Below are 23,292 nucleotides of genomic sequence, written 5' to 3' on the forward strand. Positions count from 1 at the left end.
TAGATGGATACGGCTATGGCATATACACCAGAGAAAACAATTTACCTCTGCCTTGCTCATATGAGCGAGGAGGGGATTGAGCAGAAATATGTAAAGGAGGCGTTTGATACCAATTGGGTGGTGCCTTTAGGCCCGAACGTGAATGGTTTTGAGAAAGATTTGGAATTTTTCGTGGGAGAGAATAAACGGGTGGTAGCTCTTAGTGCTGGCACTGCTGCTGTACATCTGGCTTTATTAGCTTGCGGTGTGAAACCGGGTGATGAAGTATTGGTGCAGAGTTTTACTTTCTGTGCCTCTTCACATCCTATTACTTATTTAGGAGCTATGCCTGTGTTCGTGGATTCGGAGGCGGATACTTGGAATATGGATCCTGTGTTATTGGAAGAGGCTATTCAAGATCGTATCGAGAAGACGGGAAAAACACCGAAAGCGATTGTCACAGTGGCCTTATATGGGATGCCTTATAAGGTGGATGAGATTATGGTGGTCGCTGATCGGTATGGGATTCCGATCATAGAGGATGCGGCGGAGGGTTTTGGCTCTCGTTATGATGGACGTATGTTGGGTACGTTTGGAAAATATGGGGTGCTGTCGTTCAATGGGAATAAGATGATTACGACCAGTGGTGGGGGGGCGTTGATTTGTCCGGACGAGGCGGCTAAGCAGGAGATCATGTTCTACGCTACGCAGGCTCGGGAGGCTTATCCGTATTACCAGCATGAGCGGATCGGGTATAATTATCGGATGTCGAATATTTGTGCGGGTATCGGGCGTGGTCAGATGACGGTGGCTGATGCTCATGTGGCTCATCATAAGCATGCGTGTGATTTATATCGGGAATTGTTGAGAGATGTGAAAGGAATCACCTTGCATGAGAATCCTTCCGGTCGTTTTGATAGTAATTATTGGTTGAATACGATTGTCTTGGATCCTTTATTGAGGGTGAAAGGGCAGGAGAATGCTTATCAAGCAACGGTACAAGGTGCTGTTGGTGGTGCGGGCGGTGTGACTCACGCGGCGGTTAACGCACATACGGATTGCGAGCCGAATGCCAATGTCGAGGCGATGCGTGTGGGACTTGACGCAATGGGTATAGAATCTCGCCCTTTGTGGAAGCCGATGCATAAGCAACCTGTTTATAAGGATTGCCCGGCTTACGTGAATGGGGTGAGCGAATCTTTGTTTAAGGTTGGGTTGTGCCTGCCTTCCGGCCCGTATGTGACAGATGAGGATGTGGCCTATATCGTGGATTGTATAAAGAAGAATATATTATAATTATCATGAACCCTTTTTCTCGACTATCTACCTGGTACTTTTCCAAGAAATCCTTACCCTATTGGGGTATTATCTTGCTGGATTGCTGCTTGATCTTATTTTCCGGCTTATTGGTGTATGCCTTGAATAATGGTGTGTTGTCGACCTTGGATATCTTAGGACATCTATTGGTCACGCTGTTGGTATGCCTGATTCCTTATCTGGTAGGCTTTCGCCTGTTCCATACCTATTCGGGGATTATACGTTATTCCTCTTTCGTGGACTTGCAAAAGGTGGGATTCGCCGTCTTGTTTGGCTTGATTTGCGTAGTCGTGTTTCAGGCGTTGACGGACTTTTCTCCTTATTTGGTGTATATTCGTAAACGGGATCTGATCCTCTCCGCGTTGTTGGCGATGAGTCTGATGTGGATGATGCGTGTGTTCGTTAAATTCTTTTATGTGAGTACTTTCCGGGTGGCTAAGGCGGAGCGTGCGTTTATCTATGGCGTGAAGCAAGGTGGGGTGAGTTTGGCGAAAAGTATCCAGAATCAAGATCCGGCCCGGTTTGTACTGGCAGGGTTTATCTCGGATCTGACAGAGATAGGGAATCGGTATTTAATGGGAGTCAAGGTTTATCCGAATAACGAGGATTTGATTGGTGTGATGAGAAGGCTGCAAGCCGATGTTTTGTTGGTATCTCCCTTAAAGGTTGAGGCGATCCGGAATAATCAGGAGATGGTGGACAGGCTGATCAAGGCGAATATAAAGATCTATATGACTCCTGCCGCCCAAGAGTGGGACGGGAGGAGCGACTTGAACCATACCCAGCTGAGGGAGGTGAATATAGAGGATTTACTGCCCCGTGATAAGATCGAGATAGACTTGGAGGCGGTGAGGAAGCAGCTTACCGGTAAGCGGATTTTGATAACAGGAGCCGCCGGGAGTATTGGTAGCGAGATCGTGCGGCAGGTAGCCCAGTTCGCCCCGGAACGTATGGTCTTGATAGATCAGGCGGAGACTCCCTTGCACGATGTCCGCTTGATGATGGCTCGTGGGTGGCCGGATATAGAATCCTATACGGTTGTGAGCGATATTTGTGTACGTGAACGCATGGAGGAATTGTTCGAGGAGCATCGTCCGGATTATGTGTTTCATGCCGCGGCTTACAAGCATGTGCCTATGATGGAGGATAATCCGGAGGAGAGTGTCCGCAACAACGTGGACGGTACCCGGGTGATCGCAGACTTGTCGGTGAAATACGGCACGAGGAAGTTCGTGATGGTATCGACTGACAAGGCGGTGAATCCCACGAACGTGATGGGCTGCTCGAAACGTATTTGCGAGATCTACGTGCAGAGCTTGGATCAGGCTATCAAGGATGGGAAGGTGAGGGGGCGTACGCAATTCGTGACGACTCGTTTCGGCAATGTGCTGGGATCGAACGGTTCCGTGATCCCGTTATTCAAGGAGCAGATCAAGCGGGGCGGTCCTGTTACGGTGACGCACAAGGATATCATTCGTTTCTTCATGCTGATACCGGAGGCTTGTAAGCTAGTCCTAGAGGCCGGCACGATGGGTAATGGGGGCGAGATCTTCGTGTTCGATATGGGTAAACCTGTACGGATCGTGGATCTGGCTGAGCGTATGATCCGTCTGAGCGGGGTGAAGGGAATCGAGATCCGGTTCACGGGATTGCGAGACGGGGAGAAGTTGTATGAGGAGGTGCTCAATGAGGATGAGACCTCCAAGCCTACTTTTCATCCGAAGATCAAGATCGCCCAAGTCCGTGCGTATGATTATGCGGACGCCAATCTGCGGATTGATGCCTTGGTACGTGCTTGTGCCGTGGAGGGGGATATGCAGATCGTGAAGCGGATGAAGGAGATCGTTCCCGAGTTCAAGAGCCAGCATTCTAAATATGAGGTTCTGGATAAATGAATTGTAGAAAAATAAATAAGATGTAGAAAGAAGGTCTCTCATTGCGGGGGGCCTTTTTTTATGAGATAAGCGTTGTCTTTGGGATAGTATTTCGTATTTTTGCTCATACAATTTAATTAGTGTTGTTTGTGATAAGATGAAGGAATGAGTATGGTACGAATAAGAAAGATATTGCTGGTTGTTGTGTCTGTGTTGGTCGGGATCTTTTTCATACTTCCCTTGATCGGGGTTGGTATACTGAAATGGGCGGTCTTACCTCCGGAGAAGCTGACACCGCTGGTCGTAGAAAAAACAAACGAATTCATAGAGGCGCACTTGGAATGTGAGCGGGTGGAGTTGACTTATTTCGAGACGTATCCTTATCTGGGAGTGAAGTTGACGAATGGGCGTTTGATCTCACATCTGGCTGAGGATTCTATAGGCTATCAAGAGGATTTGATGATTCCTTCGGATTCTTTGCTGTCTTTCAAAAAAGCGATCGTCGTATTTAACCCTACGGATTATCTGTTTAGCGGGAAAGTGACGATTCCTCGGGTTATCATGGATAGTATCCGTTTTTATGGTTATGTGAATGAGGAGGGAAAGGCGAATTGGGAGATTTATCAAAGTGAGATGGATTCGGTAGACGAATCATCGTCATCTCCATTGCCTAAAATAGATTTGCAGCAAGTGCATATTACGAATGGGCACTTTGTCTATGATGACCGCCAGCAGGATTTATATACGGCGATCGATGGTTTCTTTTTACATATAGATGGCCTTTTGACCCAACGAGGAAATAAGTTGGATGTGGAGACCGGTTCTTCCTCGATCGTATTCCGTAGCCCGTCTTATTCTTTGGCGAATAAGTTAGCGTTACGCTTCAAGGGACGTTTGTTGTTGGCTGATGGACTTCGCCGGATTGGGTTGAGGGACGCGGAGTTGCTGGTGAATAATCTGCCTTTTACGGCGGATGGCTTTATGGTGCCGGCTACCGAGGATAATCCGTCACGGATCGATATGACTTTCGGGTTGAAGGTTTCCGATATGAATGATCTCTTACATTTTATTCCGGATGAATATTTTAAGGATCGGGATAAAACACTTGCTGAGGGACGTATTATTTTGGAAGGGGATATCCGTGGAGAATTAGGGGATAGTATTGTTCCGACCGTGAACTTATGCTGCAAGATAGAGGATGGTTCTTATCATGTAAAAGGTATTGAACAGGGGATCGATACATTGCGCATGGACGTGGATTTACATTTGAATGGCGCTTACCCGGATTCTTCTTATGTCTCTTTGGAGGAGTTGACATTGATCGGGTTGAATACCTCGTTGACCATGAGTGGCGAGGTTAGGGATATCTGGAGGAATCCCGCGATTCGGGCGGAGATGAAAGGGCAGGTCGATTTTACCCGTTTGGCTAAAGAGTTCTTGAATCCCGACACACTGCTGCTGGAGGGTACCATGATGGCTGATTTATCTACGGTGTTTAAGGTGGATGATATCGTGAATAGCCGCTTCGCCAAGGTCAAATCATCCGGCAATTTGACGGTTGATCGCTTCAAGGCGTTTAGTAAGCCGTTAGGCGTGGATATGTATATCGCTGGGGCGAATCTGTTTGTAGGATCTACGGAAAATGAAAGTAAATATCTGAATGCGAAAGGATTGTTGAGCGCTAATCTATCGGTGGATACCTTGAATATAAAGTATAAGGATGAGATCAGTACGAATATCGGTGGATTGAAGATGGTAGCCAATACGACGCCGGTTATTGATACAACGGCTGTTATCCCTATGACCGCAGGGTTGGAATTTGATCATTTACGCACCAAGTTGCCGGATTCTACCTGGATGGTGGCCGGTAAGACCGTGTTGAAAGGGGGCATCAAGGCTTCTTCTACAGATAAGCGGATCCCTATGGCGGGAGCTACGATCTCGGTGGACACCTTAAAATATATTCTTATCCCTTTACGGACGGGTATGGTTCTGACGGAAAGCCAGTTCTCTTTGGAAGCATTACCTTATCGGCAAGCGATTCGTCAACAACGTGAACGCCGTATTGCCGCCGGTGATACCTTGCGCAGGCGCACGCAGACCACCCGAAGGGCGAATAGACAGCGGTCGCAAGTGGATTCGGTCGCTTCCTCAAACAGTGTCTTACGCCAATGGGAGGCTCGGGGACAAGTGAGGTTTAAGCAATTGAGGGGCTTTAGCCGCTTATTCCCCATTCCGATGTATATTGATGAGACAAGCGTGAAATTCAATACTAACAATATGACGTTGAGTGGTGCCCGCCTGCATTTAGGAAAGAGTGATCTTACTTTGAGTGGAGAGCTTAGCGACATCCGGCGGGCCATGCTACGGGGAGGAAAGCTGAAAGCGAATTTCGAGTTGGAATCCGATCTGATCGATTGTAACCAGTTGATGCTAGCTATAGGTAAAGGTTTGCAGTTTTCTGATCAATTGGCATCCAATTCGGTTAGGGCCTTCTCGGAAGACAGTATCTCCGTACTGGAGACGGATCATCTATTAGCGAATACCGTGGATAGTGTCGCTACGGATTCGATCTCTCAACTATTTGTCGTTCCGAAATTCTTGGATCTGACGCTTCATACAAATGCTAAAAAAATAGATTTTAAGGATCTGAAGTTGGAGGATGTGAAAGGTGAGGTTGTAATCCGGGATCAAAGTATCAATCTGAGCGATTTATGTATGAGCTCGAATATCGGTTCCGGAGATCTGACGATGGTTTATACGACCAAAACAGATCAAGAGGCGACTATGGGATTTGAGTTGTCCTTAAATGATATTTTAGTGGAACGGTTAATCAGTTTATTCCCGGATATCGACACATTGGTCCCTATGCTTCGTTCGTTCGAAGGCATGGTAGATTGCCAGATGACGGCTACTTGCAAGGCGGATTCTACGATGTCCGTGTTGCTGCCGTCTGTAAATGCCTCTTGCTACCTGAGCGGAAAGAATATGGTGTTGCTGGATGGTGAGACATTTACCGAGATATCGAAGACGCTGATGTTCAAGAATAAAAAACGGAATATGATCGATAGTATAGCGGTAGATTTAGCGATCCATGATAACAAGATCGAGGTATTCCCATTCTTGGTGGAGATGGACCGGTATAAAGTAGCCGTAGGAGGAACGCATAATTTGGATATGACGTTCGATTACCATCTCTCGGTTTTAAAATCGCCGGTACCGTTTAAGTTGGGTATCGATATAAAAGGGAATCTGGATGATTTCAAGTTCAAGATAGTGAAATGTAAATATAAAGATTTCTTGAAACCTGCCAAGCAAGCGGAACTGGATAGTACCCGCAGGAATGTGCGTGAGGAGATACGCGAGACGATCCGGAAACAAATAAGAGAGGCCGCTCCCGAATTAGGAAACAGCCTCTCTGAGATTCATCCACATACACACGGTCACGTTGAGGAATCAACGTGATCCATACATTTGCTCGTAATATTTCATGTAATCTCCACCGGTGATATCCTCTACCCATTTTTGGTTCTCAAGATACCAACGGATGGTTTTTACGATACCAACCTCGAAGCAGGTCTCTGGTGTCCAGCCTAATTCGTTGGTGATCTTCGTCGGGTCGATGGCGTATCGTTGATCATGGCCCAGACGGTCTTTTACGAATGTAATCAAGCTGTCGTTGATCCAGTCGATAGAGATTTGTCCATCGGCACCGATCTCTTTTTTCTTTAATACTTGGCGATATTCCGGTTGTTCGGTCATTAGTTGATGGATCGTCCGGATCGTGAGTTTCACGATCTCGATGTTCTGCTTCTCGTTATGACCGCCTACGTTGTAAACCTCTCCCACACGCCCGTGGTGGATGACGGCGTCGATCGCCTTGCAATGATCCTCTACATATAACCAGTCGCGTACGTTTGTGCCGTCACCATATACAGGTAGGGATTTACCTTCCAATATGTTCTTTATGATTAAGGGAATCAATTTTTCCGGGAAATGGTAAGGTCCGTAGTTGTTGGAACAACGGGTAATAGATACCGGCATCTTATACGTCTCGTGGTAAGCCTTTACGAATAAGTCCGCGCTTGTCTTGGAGGCGCTGTACGGGCTCCGGGGATCTAAAGGCGTGGTCTCGTGGAAATAACCTTCGGCACCAAGGCTTCCATAGACCTCATCGGTAGAGACTTGATGGAAACGTACACCTTCACGCCATACTGGATAACCTGTCTCGGCCTTACCGGTAACCCATGCTTTTCGTGCGGCGTCCAATAGGTTCTGTGTACCAAGGATGTTGGTTTGCAGGAATAGCTGGGGATTTTCGATGCTTCGGTCCACATGGCTTTCAGCGGCGAAGTTCACGACATAATTGAAGTTGTATTTCTCGAATAGCTGGTCGGCCAAGGCACGGTCGCAAATATCGCCTTTCACGAACTCGCAACGTACTCCATCGATATCCTCGGCGATGGTGCCTAAATTACCTGCGTAAGTCAGCAAGTCTAGGACAACGATCTTGATATCGTCATATTTCGCCAGCATGTGTTTGATAAAATTGGCACCGATAAAACCGGCGGCGCCGGTAACTAGGTAAGTTTTCATATCTGTACAGTGTTTAGTATTTGAAGTTAAGCTCAGCGTCTTTCAGCGATGGAGCCTTGGTGTCTTTCTCGGATAGGTTGATCGATTCCGGATCTGTGATGCCCCAATCTACATGGACCGTGGGATCGTCATAGCGGATTCCCCGTTCATGCGTCGGAGCATATGGATTATCTACTTTATAGGTAAAGATAGCCTCGTCACTTAATACATGGAATCCGTGGGCGAATCCCTGTGGAATGAATAACTGGCGTTTATTCTCGTCCGATAACTCTACAGCTACATATTTGCCGAATGTGGGCGAGCCTTCACGTACGTCTACGGCTACATCCAATACCCGTCCTTTGATCACCCTGACTAATTTAGATTGAGAATAGGGCGCTAGCTGATAGTGTAATCCTCGTAATACGCCTTTAGAGGAGCAAGATTCGTTGTCTTGCACGAACTGGATTTTTCCGATATGCTCCTCGAATTCCGCTTGCTTAAAAGCTTCCATAAAGTATCCGCGCGCATCTTTCAATACCTTTGGCTCAATGATCCATACGCCCGGTATTACAGTTTCTGTATAAGTCATTTTTTCGTTATTTATCTATTTGATAGGCAAAGGTAAGCTCATTTTCTCTACTTCTATAATATTCGGAGGGAAAAATAAAAAAGAAAGGAAAAGTTTGGAAATTCCAATATTATTCTCTTTCTTTGCACTCGCAAAACGAAAGCAGTTGTTTTGTGTTGAAGTTATGGTTCCTTGGATGAGTGGCTTAGTCAGCGGTCTGCAAAACCGTGTACGGCGGTTCGAATCCGCCAGGAACCTCTTGGTAATTGAAAATTCAGTATTAAGAATTGAAAATTACTTTTATTTTTGATTGATTCGGTTCCTTGGATGAGTGGCTTAGTCAGTGGTCTGCAAAACCATGTACGGCGGTTCGAATCCGCCAGGAACCTCGGAGGAAAGCCTCGAAGTTGTTTGTAATGAACGCTTCGAGGCTTTTTTTGTTTTGTCCGTTTGTAACTCTCGCCGGGTTGTCGGGCGGTTCGCTGTTTTCATGGCTTCCCTTGGCCGGATCCTTAGGGGGATTTGTGGTTTTCCTCTTGAGGTATTCATCTTCTAATGGCTGTTGCATGATCGTCCACCATCCGTTGCATGATCATGTAACAGTTGGTGGACGATCATGCAATGGATGGTGGATAATGAATGGATGGTGGATAATGAATGTCTCAGGAGGAAAGGCGTAATAGGACAAGGGAAGATCTTTTAAAAGTATCGTGATAAGGAAGAATATTTGCCCAGTGTGTTTATGCTTCCCGAATTTATTACTACCTTTGCGCCACTCAATTAAATAATCATAATTGCATGCACGAGAAACTTATTATTCTTGATTTCGGCTCGCAAACAACCCAGCTTATCGGCCGTAGGGTCAGAGAGTTGAATATGTATTGTGAGATCGTTCCTTATAACAAATTCCCGCATGACGCTACCGACGTGAAAGGTGTGATCCTTTCCGGAAGTCCTTATTCCGTATACGACGAGAATGCCTTTAAGGCTGATTTGACCGAGATACGGGGGAAGTATCCCGTCTTAGGTATTTGTTATGGAGCGCAGTTTCTAGCTTATACATCCGGAGGTAATGTGGAACCGGCTAATTCACGTGAGTATGGACGTGCTAATTTGTCGCACATTGATGGTGAGGATGAATTACTGAAAGGGATCCATGTGGGTTCACAGATATGGATGTCTCATGGGGATACGATTACCGTATTGCCGGATAATTTCAAGGTGATCGCCAGCACGGACGACGTGAGGGCTGCCGCTTACCATGTGGAAGGTGAGCAAACGTGGGGCGTTCAGTTTCATCCGGAAGTATTCCATTCGACAGACGGTACGAAGTTGCTGGATAACTTCTTGAATATTTGCGGATGCGCCAAGGATTGGACACCGGCTTCCTTTATCGAATCTACCGTAGCTGAGTTGAAGGAGCAATTGGGAGATGACAAGGTGATCTTGGCTCTTTCCGGCGGTGTGGATTCATCTGTTACGGCCGTATTGCTGAATAAGGCGATCGGTAAGAACTTGACTTGCATTTTCGTGGATCATGGTTTGCTGCGCAAGAATGAGTTCGAGAACGTAATGAGGGATTATGAGCATTTAGGATTGAACGTGATCGGCGTAAACGCAAAAGATAAGTTCTATAAAGAACTAGCGGGCGTTACGGAACCGGAGAAGAAACGTAAGATCATCGGCAAAGGATTTATCGATGTCTTCGATGAGGAGGCGCATAAGCTGAAAGATATCAAGTGGCTGGGGCAAGGTACGATTTATCCGGATGTGATCGAGTCGCTTTCTATCACAGGTACGGTTATCAAGAGCCATCATAATGTGGGCGGACTTCCGGATACGATGAACTTGAAACTCGTCGAGCCGCTTCGTCTTCTTTTCAAGGATGAGGTTCGCCGTGTCGGTATGGAGTTGGGTATGCAACCGCATTTGATCAAGCGCCATCCGTTCCCGGGACCGGGATTGGGTATCCGTATCTTGGGTGATATCACGCCGGAAAAGGTACGTATCCTGCAAGACGCTGACGATATCTATATGTCATTGATGCGTGAGTGGGGACTTTACGATAAGATTTGGCAAGCTGGGGTAATCTTACTTCCGATTCAATCCGTAGGTGTAATGGGCGATGAGCGTACCTATGAGAATACGGTAGCTTTACGTGCGGTCACTTCCACGGACGCTATGACCGCCGATTGGGCGCAGCTTCCGTACGAGTTCCTCGCCAAAGTTTCCAACGAGATTATCAATAAGGTGAAAGGCGTGAATAGAGTCGTGTACGACATCAGCTCGAAGCCGCCTGCAACCATCGAGTGGGAGTGACATTTGTCTTAGGTATAACAAAGTGTAAAATCAATAAAATTTAAAAGTCACATGAAGCAAGATATGATTGTTATCTTGGATTTAGGTAGTCATGAGAATACGGTGTTGGCTCGTGCTATTCGTGCGTTAGGCGTTTATAGTGAGATTTATCCGCATGACATCACGGTTGAGGAATTAAAAGCCTTGCCAAACGTGAAAGGTATCATTATCAATGGTGGCCCAAACAATGTTATCGACGGTGTAGCTATCGACGTGAATCCGGGTATTTACGAGATGGGCACTCCTGTAATGGCCGCAGGTCATGATAAGGCGTTGTGCGAGGTTAAATTACCGGAGTTTACGGATGATGTCGAGGCGATCAAGGGCGCTGTCAAGTCTTTCGTGTTCGATACTTGCAAGGCTGAGGCAAACTGGAATATGACGAATTTTGTCAATGACCAGACTGAATTGGTAAAGCGTCAGGTAGGGGATAAGAAAGTTCTGCTGGCCTTGTCTGGAGGTGTCGATAGCTCTGTAGTAGCCGCTTTACTTTTGAAAGCGATCGGTGATAAATTGGTTTGCGTGCATGTGAACCATGGTTTGATGCGTAAGGGCGAGTCCGAGGATGTCGTTGAGGTCTTCAAGAACCAGTTGAATGCTAATTTGGTGTATGTAGACGCTACCGATCGTTTCTTGAATAAGCTAGCTGACGTGGAAGATCCGGAGCAAAAGCGTAAGATTATCGGTGGTGAGTTTATCCGTGTATTTGAGGAAGAAGCTCGCAAATTAGATGGAATCGATTTCTTGGCTCAAGGAACGATCTATCCGGATATCGTGGAGAGTGGAACGAAGACGGCTAAGATGGTGAAATCCCATCATAACGTAGGCGGTCTGCCGGAAGATTTGCAATTTGAGTTGGTTGAGCCTTTGCGTCAATTATTCAAGGACGAGGTTCGTGCTTGTGGCGTAGAGTTAGGTTTGCCTTATGATATGGTTTATCGCCAGCCGTTCCCCGGACCTGGTTTAGGCGTACGTTGCTTGGGCGCTATCACTCGTGACAGACTGGAAGCGGTACGTGAGTCGGATGCGATCTTACGGGAGGAGTTCAAGAACGCCGGATTGGATAAAAAGGTATGGCAATACTTTACGGTAGTACCCGACTTTAAGTCGGTTGGCGTACGTGATAACGCCCGTTCTTTCGAATGGCCCGTGATTATCCGTGCCGTCAATACGGTAGATGCCATGACCGCTACGATCGAACCGGTTGATTGGCCTATCTTGATGAAGATTACGGATCGTATTTTGAAAGAGGTGAAGAACGTGAACCGTGTATGCTACGATATGTCTCCGAAACCGAATGCGACAATTGAGTGGGAGTAATTAGGCTTACTTATTAAACAGATATAAAAAGGCCCGGTGATTTATCTGAATCCCGGGCTTTTTATTTATATACGATAGATTCGAAGAACTATTTTAGTTCACGGATCTTGATATTACGGAACCAGATCGGATAGCCATGATCTTGCAGACCGATATAACCTTCTTTAGAAATACCTTCGGTAAAGCCCGGGAAGTTCTTGAATTTACTGTTAGCTACCAAATCATCCCACTCTTTGCTCCATAAAGTATACTCAACAACTTTCTTACCATTTTGGGTATGCGTTACCTTTCCATCTTTTACACGGATTACGATCGTATTCCACTCGCCGGCAGGATTAACTGTTTTCGGATCTGCGGGAAGCATGTCATATAGAGAACCTGCTAGGTGGTTCGCTAATTTGTTGTCGGTTGCGTCCACGTTATCTAGTACCTGTACTTCGGGAGCCGCATAATAAATAGGTTTGCCGGGTACTTCGCGTACATAATAGAAGATACCGGAGTTGCCCATCTTGCTCGCTTTCCAGTCTACCGAGAGCTCGAAGTTTTTGAATTTCTTGTTCTGGTAAAGGATATCGCCATTAGCGCCTTGTCCCGGTTTTTTGCCTTCGCCGGTAAATACTTTCATGGCATTGTCTTCTATAACCCAGTTCGCGGGCATAGCGGTACCGTTACATTGGCGCCATCCAGAGAAGTCTTTTCCGTTGAATAATAATTCCCAGCCAGCTTTTTTTTCCTTCTTAGTCAATGTATTCGGAGTTTGAGCGAAACAGGGGATAGCCATAGCTATAGCTGAAAGAATCAAGAATGATTTGAACAACTTTTTCATGTTACTTAAATTGTTATTAGATTAGATTTGTTAATATCATTACAAATGTAGCAATTTGCTTAATAACCCTTATGAGGATTAACGTATTTTTAATGGAAATAGGATTATTCTATTGATTTAACACATGAATCGTATGGCAAGCCACTAGCGCAGCCGTTTCCGTACGCAGCCGGCTCTCTCCTAAAGAGATCGGCTCGAAGCCATTCTCTTGAGCCAGTTTGATTTCTTCCGGGCTAAAATCACCTTCCGGTCCGATGAGGATTAAGGCATTCTCTCCCGGCTGATACGTATGTTTTAATAGTGGCTTCTCGCCTTCCTCGCAATGGGCAATAAACTTACGCCCGTCAAAGGGAGTGGCGACAAACTTCTTGAAATCTGTCATTCCTTCTAACGCCGGCAAAGTCGCTTTCTGGGATTGCTTCATGGCACTGACCAATATCTTCTCCAATCGAATCGGCTTGATCTCTTTACGCTCCGAGAAACGACAATTCAAACAGGTGATCGCATTGATCCCTATTTCCGTCGCTTTCTCCACGAACCACTCCATCCGGTCCATGTTTTTGGTAGGAGCTATGGCTATATGGAGATTGAAGTTCCAGAGATCGGGTTGTTTCCAACTCTCTAAGAGGGTCACCTCACAATGTTTGGGATGCGCCCGGCTAATAGCCGCTTTATAAAAAGAGCCTTGCCCATCCGTCAATACTATCTCATCGCCTTCACCTAGACGAAGTACCCGTATACAATGTCCTGCTTCTTCTTCCGGTAATTCCGGCTTGATAGCTATATCTGGTGTATAAAAAATCTGCATGACCATCTAATTTTCAATTCTCAATTCTCAATTTTCAATTACCCAAGGATCATACCAATTATAGTAGCCGATAGCACAGAGACCAAGGCTCCGCCGATCATAGCCGGTACGCCGATACGTGAAATTAATCCTCGTTTTTCCGGGGCTAATACGCCCAATCCGCCTAATAAGATACCGATAGACGATATATTAGCGAATCCGCAAAGGATATAAGTAGACATCAAGATCGATTTCTCATACATGAATAATCCGGCATCTTTCCATTGCTGTAATTGGAAATAGGCGACAAATTCGTTCAATATGGTCTTTTGTCCCAATAAAGAACCAACTAACATGATGTCTTGGCTGGGAACCCCGATCAACCACATGAAAGGAGAGGTGATTACGCCCAGTATAAATTGGAAGGTCAAGCCCTGCGCCTTACCGTCCGTAATCTTTACAATCCAGTCATTCAGTCCGGTATAACGCCCTATCACACCTTCCGTAATATAATTCGCTAACGCTACAAGGGATATGAATACCAATAACATCGCGGCAATATTCGTCATCAACTTTACGCCGGTAACCGTACCCGATGAGATGGCATCTAGAATATTCGAGTTCTCTTTTTCCTTGCCGGAGATAGCTACATGGTCCGTGGCTTCTTCCGTCTGCGGACAAAGCATTTTCGCTAAAACGATTGAACCCGGTACTGCCATTACGGAAGCCGAGAGCAAGTGAGTGGCGAATAAAACCTTCGCCGCCGGGTCTGTTCCTCCCAACATACCTATGTAAGTACCCATTACGGAACCGGCGATCGTACCCATTCCGGATACCATGACCAAAAATATCTCCGAACGATTCATTGTCGGCAGGTAATTCTTGATCAACACAGGAGATTCTGTCATTCCCATAAAAATATTACCGGCGGCCACTAATCCCTCCGAGCCGGATATATTCATGAATTTACGCAATACCCACGCAAAGGCACCGACTACTTTCTGGATAATCCCCCAATGGTAAAACATGGAAACCAAGGCGGAGAAGAAAATAACAATCGGTAGCGAATGAAGCAAGAAACTGAATCCTGCCGCTTTAGAGGCATACGGGCCTAATAAGAAAGTAAGACCGGCATCCGTGAAGTCCATCAACTTAACAAATATCTTGCCACATCCTTCCAATAGGCTTCCGACGAACGGCACATATAAAACCGCCAAGGCGAATACGATCTGCATGAACAAACCTCCACCTACTAATTTCCAATCGATCCGTTTACGGTCATAACTCATCGCATAGGCGATACCTAAAATCGTAATGATCCCAAGCAGACCTCTTAAAAGTGAGACCAGTCCGAATCCTCCTTGTTCTCCAATCATTTGTTTGTGTCCTCCTCTTCTTCTCGACGGCGCAACTCGTCTTTATACATTTTCGCGTATTCGTAATTTTCGTCCGCTATAGCGTCTTCCAATCGCTCGTTTATTTCTTGGATATCCAATAGGCTTAACCATTTCTTTAACTGGGCTTCGTCCTTAATCTCATCCGGTTCTAATTCTAATAAATTGTCATCCTCCTCCGGTTCGTCAGCGGGGATGGACAGGGTGTCTTCCAGTACGACACCGCATTCCTTTACAATCTCCTCGGAAGTAAAGATGTCGCAATTTACCCGAAGCGCTATGGCAATCGCGTCGGAAGTGCGAGAGTCCAGCTTTATCGAGCGCTCACCGTCGCTAAACTCTAATTCTGAGTAAAACACACCATCTTCGAATTTGTATATGTAAACTTCCTTAAGAATGACGTTGAAGGCTTGCGCAAAAGTGGCGAATAAGTCGTGTGTTAATGGACGAGGAGGTACGATATGCTCCAAAGCGATCGCTATAGACTGTGCTTCAGCGGTTCCTACGATGATTGGAATTCGCCGTGGACCATTTTCCTCTGCCAAAATTAACGCATAGGCCCCGGATTGAATTTGGCTGTTCGCTAATCCTTGAACCCTTAATTTTATTCTTGTACTCACAGATCTGAAATTTAAAATTGTATACAAAAGCAAAAGTAATATTATTTTCGGGATTATTGCGAATAAATGTGATTAATCACTTTCAGTGTGTTTGGGGTTAAGGGGAAGGATAATGGAAAAACGGCTTCCTTTTCCTATTTCGGACTCTACGGCGATATACCCATCGAAACGTTCGGCTATCACTTTGCAAATGGATAGTCCCAAGCCGGTACCTTTGGCGAATTCATCCAGTTTCGTGAAACGATTGAAAACGGCGTCTTGCTTTTCTTTCGGGATACCAATGCCGGTATCTTCTACGAAAATATGTACATGCCGCCCTTCCTCTCGGTATTCATAACCAATCAATATATATCCCTTTTGCGTGAATTTGATAGCGTTGCTAAGAAAGTTGGTAATCACTTGTGTCAACCGAAGCTTATCCGTGGGAATGGATATGCTTTTTTCCGGTATTTGCATACGAAGTTCTACGTTCTCCGGCATTAAAACTTGGAAAGTCTGGTAAATCGTGCTTATTAATTCATTTAGAGAATATTGCTGGAAAGAGAATGACATACGGCCCGATTCGATACGGGAAAGATCTAAGATATCATTGATAAGGTTCAATAACAGATCGCTGTTCGTATTGATTAACTCGGTAAAGTTTTCCCGTTCTGCCTTACTGAGCTCGATGTCTGTGTTCATAAGATTCGAGAATCCGACAATAGCGTTCAATGGAGTCCGGTTTATCGAATGTTCGTTTCAGTGTTTCATTAAAAATCGGGTAGGTATCTTTCTTTTGCTCAAAAGAATGGATAAGCACGATTTTCTTTTCTTCTTTTTCTTGGCAACCTAGGGTTAACAAAGAGACAAGAAATATGGATATGGCAAAAATTAAATATTTATGTGTGTGTTTCATGATTCTTAATAGATAGATCTTTTGCAAAGGTAGAAGTTTTTTTGACTATCAAAGCAAAAAAAAATGGTCATCCGTCACGGACAACCAATCTTCATTGCTAACCTTAAATCTAATACCATGAAAAACACGGTGCAAATATATAGTATTTTATGTTGTACAGCATGATTTCGTGGCGTAAATCCTTGATACGTTAGCTTTATTTTAATAATAGTTCTTCCTGCTAAAGGACCGTTAACAGTTATTGCTTGCTTTTCACGTACTCATCGGCCTTCTCTTTTACCCGATCGGCACGTTTTTGAGTCTCGGGATGGCTTGAGAACATCTGCATAAACTTGGACGATTTAGCTTCCGACTCACTCAGTTGTAACAATTTATTTAATGAGTTAGACATTCCGTACGGATCTCGCCCGTTATCTATACAAAATTGGAAACCGAATTCGTCCGCCTCATACTCTTGTTTCTGGGAATATTGAGCGCCGGCCAAGGCCTGTGCCATGTCTCCCAGTTGAGAGTCGGTCAGTTTGGATACGGTTCCACTTACAGCTCCGGCGGCGTTTTTAGCGGCGGAGGTCAAGTAAGCGTTTTTCATGGCGTCTTTAGAGTCGGAATGAACGACGTGCCCGATCTCATGACCGATAACGGCGAATACCTCGTCATCGTCCATGATTTTCATCAATCCGCCACATACGCGTACACTTCCGTCTCCACAGGCGAAAGCGTTTACATCTACTACATTATATACTTTAAAGTTTAAGTCTAGGCCGGAAACTTTTTTTACATTGGCGGTCAAGCGTTCCAAGCGTTGTCCCATTTCCGTATCCGGGCCCGCTACCTCGTTATGAGTGTCCATCCATTGGATGTACTCTTTTGCCATTTTGGCTACATCCTCGTCGGATAGAGTAGCGGCATGCGCTACATCAGTCGCGGCATTAATCACTTTTTTCGTATTAATGGTCTTGCCGCCAATCTTGAATTGGGCGGAAACTGTTAGGCTCACTCCTGCTAAGAAAGCCAAGGACAATAAGATTTTTTTCATGTTTTAAATTAGTTAGTTGTTTGTGATAAATAATTTTCGATCTGTTGAAAAGTAGCATCTTTCAACAATACTTTCTTCTCTTTGTTCAATAGGTATAATGTGGGTATCGCTTTTAAGTCGTAGATCTCGTCGTTTTTAAGCGAAACACTTTTGTCGTATGAGTTGATCCAATCTTTAGGCATGACGGAAACGTGTTCTTTCCATGCGTCCAGATCCTCGTCCGGATAAACGGCTAAGATCTTTAGTTTGTTGCTTTTTGAAAATTCATTGATCAAGAAGGACGATTCCATTTGTCTGGTTATTTCTTGACAAGCATGGCAGTCCGGATTATAGAAAAATAATAATAGATAATCCGCTTTTATATTGTATAATTTCCCGGTTTGTCCGTTCGCTAATGTGTACGTGAAATCGGTCGCAGGCGTCCCGATTCTGTTTTTTAATGCGAGCTCTAGCAAATGGGCGGGACGTATCTTTTCCACATCGCTTAATGACGAGGATTCGGTAAGATATTCCAATACCGCTATATACATTTCCTCATTCCTTAAGGGGGAGTTCGGGTCGTATAGATATTTCTCCATCATCTCGGAAAAGTACTGAAACATGGCACTGTCTTGTTCTGTTTGTTTCATCATCGCTTTTACGGAAGAAGACATAGCCGCAGGCGAGACATAGTTCATCAAATCTATATAGTTGGATAATGCCTGCTCGGTCACTTGAGGTTCATGGATATAGGTCGTATCCTTGAAGTCGAATTTATCCCAATAATGTTTCACTAAATATTCGGCCCTTTCCACCGGGTCTGTGATTAGGGTGGGGACTGAGACCATTTCAAAGGTGGGTGGCGCTACATTGGATTCTTCCGTTTTTTGATTGCGTTGACCACTGCATGCATTGACGGTCAACGTCAACAATAAAACATATAGATATTTCATATTCATTCATATATTTATGTTTCAATCCACAAATATATAGTATTATTTTTATCTTTGTTAAATTAAAACGGCAAAAGATAGAATATCATGGATTTTCGATTAAAAGTATTTCATAGCGTAGCTTGTAACCTAAGTTTCACGAAAGCGTCCCGGGAGTTGTTCATTAGTCAACCCGCTATTAGTAAGCATATCCATGAGTTGGAGGTTCAATATAAGACACCTCTCTTTGAACGAACAGGTAGCCAGATCCGTTTAACTCGTGCGGGCGAGTTGTTGTTTTCGCATACCCATTCCTTATTGGCTTCGTATCGTCAATTGGATTTCGAGATGAATCTGTTGACAAATAATTTTCTGGGGGATTTACATTTAGGTGCCAGTACGACAATATCCCAATATGTTCTTCCGCCCGTGCTTGCTTTATTCATTAAGATGTTTCCGGATATACATGTATCTGTATTGAATGGGAATAGCCGGGATATAGAGTTGGCTTTGCGAGATGGAAAAATAACGTTAGGATTGGTGGAAGGAACTACCCGTCAAAATACGATGCATTATATACCTTTTATGAAGGATGAGTTAGTGGTTGTCACTCATGTAGGGTCTAAGTTGGCTGCTTATGACGAACTGACGTTGGAACAACTTTGTGCTTTGCCCGTAGTACTTCGTGAAAACGGCTCCGGTACGCTTGAGGTCTTGGAGGGGGCTTTAGCAAAACACCAGATCAAACTGTCGCAATTGAACGTATTATTGCAGCTAGGTAGTACGGAGAGTATCAAATTATTCTTGGAAAATTCCGATGCTTTGGGAATTCTTTCTATTCGGGCGGTGACACGTGAGCTGATGGCAGGACGTTTGAAAGTGATAGATATTGAGGGTTTTAAGGCCGAACGGACTTTCTCCTTTGTGGAGCCGCAGGGACAGAACAGCGGTATGGAAGAAAGTTTCATGCGTTTTGCCAGTCAACATTGGCAATAACTTTAGGTTATTCGCTATAAAAACTTGTGAAGTAAGGGATCGGATGAAAATATGTACTTTCGCGAACGAAATCAAATAATGATATGTTGTACTAAATAAATCAATAATTATGTTTAGTGAAAAACGAGGTAACGTATTACATGGTGTCTTGCTGATAGCTCTTTTCTCTTGTTCCGCATTCTATATCGCGGAGTTCCAGTTTATTAAACAATTGTCATTCAGTCCGCTGATTGTCGGCATTATTTTAGGTATGTTGTACGCCAACAGCCTGAGAAACCATTTGCCGGAGACGTGGGTTCCGGGTATCCTGTTTTGTACTAAGCAAGTGCTTCGTGCGGGTATCGTACTATATGGGTTTAAGCTGACCTTCCAGAGCGTGATTGCGATCGGCCTTCCGGCAATCCTGATCGATATGGTGATCGTGGTGCTTACCATCTTGATCGGTGTTTGGGTGGGGCGATTGATGAAAATGGATAAAGACCTTGCTTTACTGACCGCCACGGGTAGCGCTATTTGCGGGGCTGCCGCGGTATTGGGCGCTGAACCGGTCGTGAAGTGCGAGGCTCATAAGACGGCGGTTGCCGTATCGACAGTCGTGATTTTCGGTACGCTTTCTATGTTTATTTATCCGGTGATGTACCGTGCGGGTATTCTTGATTTAGACCCTGAGCAAATGGGACTTTATACGGGTGCGACCTTGCATGAGGTAGCTCATGTGGTAGGAGCCGGTAACGCTATGGGAAAGGAAATTTCGGATGCGGCTATTATCGTGAAAATGATTCGTGTGATGATGTTAGCTCCTGTGCTAGTGGTCATGAGTTTCATGTTGGCTCGAACTGCTGTGAAGTCCGTGGTTAACGGGGGGAGGAATGGCGGAGGCGTTGCCCCTTCTCGTGGTAAGATCACTATTCCTTGGTTTGCGTTTGGTTTCTTGGCCGTGATTGGTTTCAATTCGCTCGACTTGCTTCCTCATGCGGTTGTAGATGGGATCAATCAGGTAGATACATTCATGCTGACAATGGCCATGACTGCTCTTGGTACGGAGACTAGTATCGAGAAATTTAAGAAAGCTGGCGCTAAGCCCTTTGTTTTGGCCGCTATTTTATATGTTTGGTTACTAGCTGGTGGTTATTTGTTGGCGAAATATGTGCCTCAACTTGCATAAGATCGTATTTTCCTCTATTTTTGTGATCTTAAATAGGTCGTTGTGGATAAGATGAGTCTTTTATCCATACCGTGAAATATAAAAAGATGGCATCAAAGATTACAAAAGGTATCCTTATTTCTTGTTGGATAGTATACCTCGCTATATTAGGGGCGGTGGTAATGGTGTTTATGGCGATAGCGAATGGTTCAATTGGTTATATGCCTCCGGTGGAACAATTGGAGAACCCGATTGATAAATATGCTTCCCAAGTTATCTCCTCGGACGGAAAGGCGTTGGGAGCCTATGCGCATAGCAAAGACAATCGTATTTACGTGAATTATGAGGATCTTTCGCCGGATTTGGTGAAAGCCTTGATCGCTACCGAGGATATCCGGTTCGCCGAACATAGCGGTATCGATGCGCAGGGTTTGTTTCGTGCCATCGTGAAGCGGGGTATCTTGATGCAAAAAAGCGGTGGTGGCGGTAGTACCATTACCCAGCAATTAGCGAAGCAATTATTCTCGCCGAGTGCCGATAATATGATGGAACGTCTTTTCCAGAAACCGATCGAATGGGTGATCGCGGTTCAATTGGAACGTTATTACACAAAGGAAGAGATTATAAATATGTATCTGAATAAGTTTGACTTCTTGTACAATGCCGTGGGAATCCAATCCGCGTCTCGTGTGTATTTCGGGAAGACCCCTAAAACCTTGAAGATCGAGGAAGCCGCCACGTTGGTAGGCATGTGCAAGAACCCTTCTTATTTCAATCCGGTTCGCCATAACAAGCGTACCATCGGCCGTCGTAATACGGTTTTGGAGCAGATGGAAAAGGCCGGGTACATAACCAAGGCGGAATGTGATTCGTTGAAGGCTTTACCCTTGGTCGTACATTTTACCCGTATGGACCATAAAGACGGTTTGGCTCCTTACTTCCGTGAATACCTTCGTCTGACAATGACTGCAAAGAAACCGGAGCGTAAGGATTACGCCTCTTGGCAATCTCAGAAATTCAGTGAGGACTCATTATCTTGGGCGACGAATCCATTATATGGATGGTGTAACAAAAATAAAAAAGCCGACGGAGAATACTATAATCTTTATACGGATGGCTTGAAAATCTATACGAGCATCGATTCCCGTATGCAGAAATATGCGGAAGACGCTGTCCGCGAGCATATGAGTAAAGATCTTCAACCGGCTTTCTTCCGGGAAAAGAAGGGACGTAGCTATGCTCCGTTCTCAAGAGACGTAAGTGTCGGTCAAGTAGACACGATGTTGATGCGTGCGATGCACCAGACAGATCGTTACCGGGCGATGAAAAAGAGTGGAATGGCTGAGGCCGATATGCGCAAGGAGTTTGAGAAGCCTGTCGATATGCGTGTGTTTAGTTGGGATGGTCCGATCGATACGATCATGTCTCCCTTGGATTCGATTCGTTATCATAAGAGTTTCTTGCGTACGGCGTTTATGTCGATGGACCCTCGCACCGGGCAGGTCAAGGCATATGTAGGTGGTATTGACTATAATGACTTCCAATATGATATGGTGAATGGCGGTCGCCGTCAGATCGGTTCTACCATGAAACCGTTCCTTTATTCGTTGGCGATGATCGAGGGGATCAGTCCTTGCGACCAGATGCTACATGTGCAGCAGCAGTTGATGGACGAGAACGGTCGTTTGTGGGTTCCCCGTAACGCCAGCGCGAAGCGAATCGGCGAGATGGTTACGATCAAGTGGGGATTACAGAACTCGGATAACTGGGTAACCGCTTATCTGATGAGCCAGCTCTCACCTTATACGTTTGTTCGTTTGCTTCATTCTTTCGGCTTGAAGAATCATATCGATCCGGTTATCTCGGTCTGTCTGGGTACTCCGGATGTATCGGTGGGTGAGATGGTCGGGGCCTATACGGTATTTGCCAACAAGGGCATCCGGGTAGAACCTTTATTTGTGACCCGTATAGAAGATTCATATGGAAATACAATCGCGAACTTTACCCCACAGATGAGTGAGGTGCTGACGGAAGATGCTTCCTATAAGATGCTACATATGTTGAAAAGCGTAATCGACGGTGGTACCGGAGGACGTGTACGTTTCCGCTACGGCATCAAGGCGGAGATGGGAGGTAAGACCGGAACGACCCAGAATAACTCCGACGGTTGGTTCATGGGATTTACGCCTAGCTTGGTTTCCGGCTGCTGGGTAGGCGGCGAGGACCGTTCCATCCATTTCGACCGCTTGGCGGAAGGGCAGGGAGCGAGTATGGCGTTACCGATTTACGCCCTTTATATGCAAAAGGTTTATAAAGATAAAACGTTAGGCTACTCGGAAGACGAGACTTTCGAGATCCCCGAGAAATACGCAAACCCATGTAGCGAAGGAGGGGAGGAAGATAGCCCCACGACCCCACCGGATACGGGAGGTATCGATAAGATGTTTGAGTGATAATAATCAGACTATTACAGTTTTTTTAAATTCCCCGTAAGGAAAACTTTTGTTTCCCTATAGCAAAACAAAAGTTTCTTCAGCAGGAAACTTTTGTTTCTTCCAATAGAAACTGTCTTTTCCTGATTTATCTAGACACTTTTTTTGTTTATAAACGTAATCAGTAGACAGTAGTTATAAAGTAATACTGATATAGTAGTCACTTCTTTTAACTTCATACTGATAACATAGACACA

The 23,292-nt window shown here is 45.1% G+C and carries 17 protein-coding genes and 2 tRNA genes; 10 read left to right on the forward strand and 9 right to left on the reverse strand.

Annotation, left to right across the window (positions count from 1 at the left end; genetic code table 11):
• Positions 1–3: 3 nt before the first annotated feature.
• The 3 genes from NBH07_RS10675 (at position 4) to NBH07_RS10685 (ending at position 6,635) form a co-directional block, all read left to right on the forward strand.
• Positions 4–1,275: a DegT/DnrJ/EryC1/StrS family aminotransferase gene (locus tag NBH07_RS10675; protein ID WP_009018261.1), complete on the forward strand. Its 1,272-nt coding sequence runs from the start codon at positions 4–6 to the stop codon at positions 1,273–1,275.
• A 5-nt stretch (positions 1,276–1,280) separates the two neighbouring features.
• Positions 1,281–3,191 (forward strand): polysaccharide biosynthesis protein, encoded by a 1,911-nt coding sequence (locus tag NBH07_RS10680; protein WP_009018262.1) that lies wholly within the window; start codon positions 1,281–1,283, stop codon positions 3,189–3,191.
• A 144-nt stretch (positions 3,192–3,335) separates the two neighbouring features.
• Positions 3,336–6,635: an AsmA-like C-terminal region-containing protein gene (locus tag NBH07_RS10685; RefSeq protein ID WP_156682415.1), complete on the forward strand. Its 3,300-nt coding sequence runs from the start codon at positions 3,336–3,338 to the stop codon at positions 6,633–6,635.
• On the opposite strand, the gene rfbB is transcribed toward NBH07_RS10685, so the two are convergent.
• Entirely contained in the window at positions 6,627–7,766 is a 1,140-nt protein-coding gene (rfbB, locus tag NBH07_RS10690) for a dTDP-glucose 4,6-dehydratase (RefSeq protein WP_156682414.1), read from the reverse strand. The two genes, NBH07_RS10685 and rfbB, sit on opposite strands and share 9 nt — an antisense overlap.
• A 13-nt stretch (positions 7,767–7,779) precedes the next feature.
• Positions 7,780–8,337, reverse strand: coding sequence for a dTDP-4-dehydrorhamnose 3,5-epimerase (rfbC, locus tag NBH07_RS10695; RefSeq protein ID WP_057329448.1), 558 nt, complete (start codon positions 8,335–8,337; stop codon positions 7,780–7,782).
• Between the two features lie 165 nt (positions 8,338–8,502).
• Between rfbC and NBH07_RS10700 the strand changes: the two genes are divergently transcribed.
• The 4 genes from NBH07_RS10700 to guaA (NBH07_RS10715) all read left to right on the forward strand — a co-directional run bounded on the left by NBH07_RS10700 (position 8,503) and on the right by guaA (NBH07_RS10715) (position 11,994).
• Positions 8,503–8,574 (forward strand) — tRNA-Cys (locus NBH07_RS10700).
• 59 nt (positions 8,575–8,633) lie between these two features.
• Positions 8,634–8,705, forward strand: a tRNA-Cys gene (locus NBH07_RS10705).
• Positions 8,706–9,114: 409 nt separating this feature from the next.
• Positions 9,115–10,635 (forward strand): glutamine-hydrolyzing GMP synthase, encoded by a 1,521-nt coding sequence (gene guaA, locus NBH07_RS10710; protein WP_005854975.1) that lies wholly within the window; start codon positions 9,115–9,117, stop codon positions 10,633–10,635.
• A 51-nt stretch (positions 10,636–10,686) separates the two neighbouring features.
• On the forward strand, positions 10,687–11,994 hold the full coding sequence (gene guaA, locus NBH07_RS10715; protein WP_009018281.1) for a glutamine-hydrolyzing GMP synthase: 1,308 nt from the start codon (positions 10,687–10,689) through the stop codon (positions 11,992–11,994).
• 88 nt (positions 11,995–12,082) lie between these two features.
• Here guaA (NBH07_RS10715) and NBH07_RS10720 read toward each other — a convergent pair whose 3' ends face one another.
• From NBH07_RS10720 to NBH07_RS10750, 7 genes are all read right to left on the reverse strand, one after another.
• Positions 12,083–12,820 (reverse strand): 3-keto-disaccharide hydrolase, encoded by a 738-nt coding sequence (locus NBH07_RS10720; protein WP_005854980.1) that lies wholly within the window; start codon positions 12,818–12,820, stop codon positions 12,083–12,085.
• A gap of 109 nt (positions 12,821–12,929) precedes the next feature.
• A complete protein-coding gene (locus NBH07_RS10725) occupies positions 12,930–13,628 on the reverse strand; it encodes a 16S rRNA (uracil(1498)-N(3))-methyltransferase (RefSeq protein WP_005854983.1) in 699 nt (232 codons plus the stop codon).
• A gap of 38 nt (positions 13,629–13,666) precedes the next feature.
• Positions 13,667–14,983, reverse strand: a complete 1,317-nt coding sequence (locus NBH07_RS10730) for a NupC/NupG family nucleoside CNT transporter (protein ID WP_005854986.1) — start codon at positions 14,981–14,983, stop codon at positions 13,667–13,669.
• A complete protein-coding gene (locus NBH07_RS10735; RefSeq protein ID WP_005854990.1) occupies positions 14,980–15,621 on the reverse strand; it encodes a bifunctional nuclease family protein in 642 nt (213 codons plus the stop codon). Before NBH07_RS10735 ends, NBH07_RS10730 begins: the two co-directional genes overlap by 4 nt.
• Positions 15,622–15,693: 72 nt before the next feature.
• Positions 15,694–16,332 carry a sensor histidine kinase gene (locus NBH07_RS10740; RefSeq protein WP_009018282.1) on the reverse strand — a complete coding sequence of 213 codons (639 nt, stop codon included), beginning with the start codon at positions 16,330–16,332 and terminating at the stop codon, positions 15,694–15,696.
• Between the two features lie 422 nt (positions 16,333–16,754).
• On the reverse strand, positions 16,755–17,552 hold the full coding sequence (locus NBH07_RS10745) for a M48 family metallopeptidase (RefSeq protein ID WP_008773322.1): 798 nt from the start codon (positions 17,550–17,552) through the stop codon (positions 16,755–16,757).
• 8 nt (positions 17,553–17,560) lie between these two features.
• Positions 17,561–18,490 carry a DUF5106 domain-containing protein gene (locus NBH07_RS10750; RefSeq protein WP_008780245.1) on the reverse strand — a complete coding sequence of 310 codons (930 nt, stop codon included), beginning with the start codon at positions 18,488–18,490 and terminating at the stop codon, positions 17,561–17,563.
• Between the two features lie 81 nt (positions 18,491–18,571).
• Here NBH07_RS10750 and NBH07_RS10755 point away from each other — a divergent pair, with 81 nt between their 5' ends.
• The 3 genes from NBH07_RS10755 (at position 18,572) to NBH07_RS10765 (ending at position 23,056) form a co-directional block, all read left to right on the forward strand.
• Positions 18,572–19,459, forward strand: coding sequence for a LysR family transcriptional regulator (locus NBH07_RS10755; protein WP_005855000.1), 888 nt, complete (start codon positions 18,572–18,574; stop codon positions 19,457–19,459).
• 109 nt (positions 19,460–19,568) lie between these two features.
• Positions 19,569–20,624, forward strand: a complete 1,056-nt coding sequence (locus tag NBH07_RS10760) for a YeiH family protein (RefSeq protein WP_009275901.1) — start codon at positions 19,569–19,571, stop codon at positions 20,622–20,624.
• An 86-nt stretch (positions 20,625–20,710) separates the two neighbouring features.
• Entirely contained in the window at positions 20,711–23,056 is a 2,346-nt protein-coding gene (locus tag NBH07_RS10765; RefSeq protein WP_005855004.1) for a transglycosylase domain-containing protein, read from the forward strand.
• Positions 23,057–23,292: the final 236 nt, after the last annotated feature.

The sequence above is a fragment of the Parabacteroides sp. B2-S-102 genome (assembly GCF_023656665.1).
GTDB classification, from domain to species: domain Bacteria; phylum Bacteroidota; class Bacteroidia; order Bacteroidales; family Tannerellaceae; genus Parabacteroides; species Parabacteroides distasonis.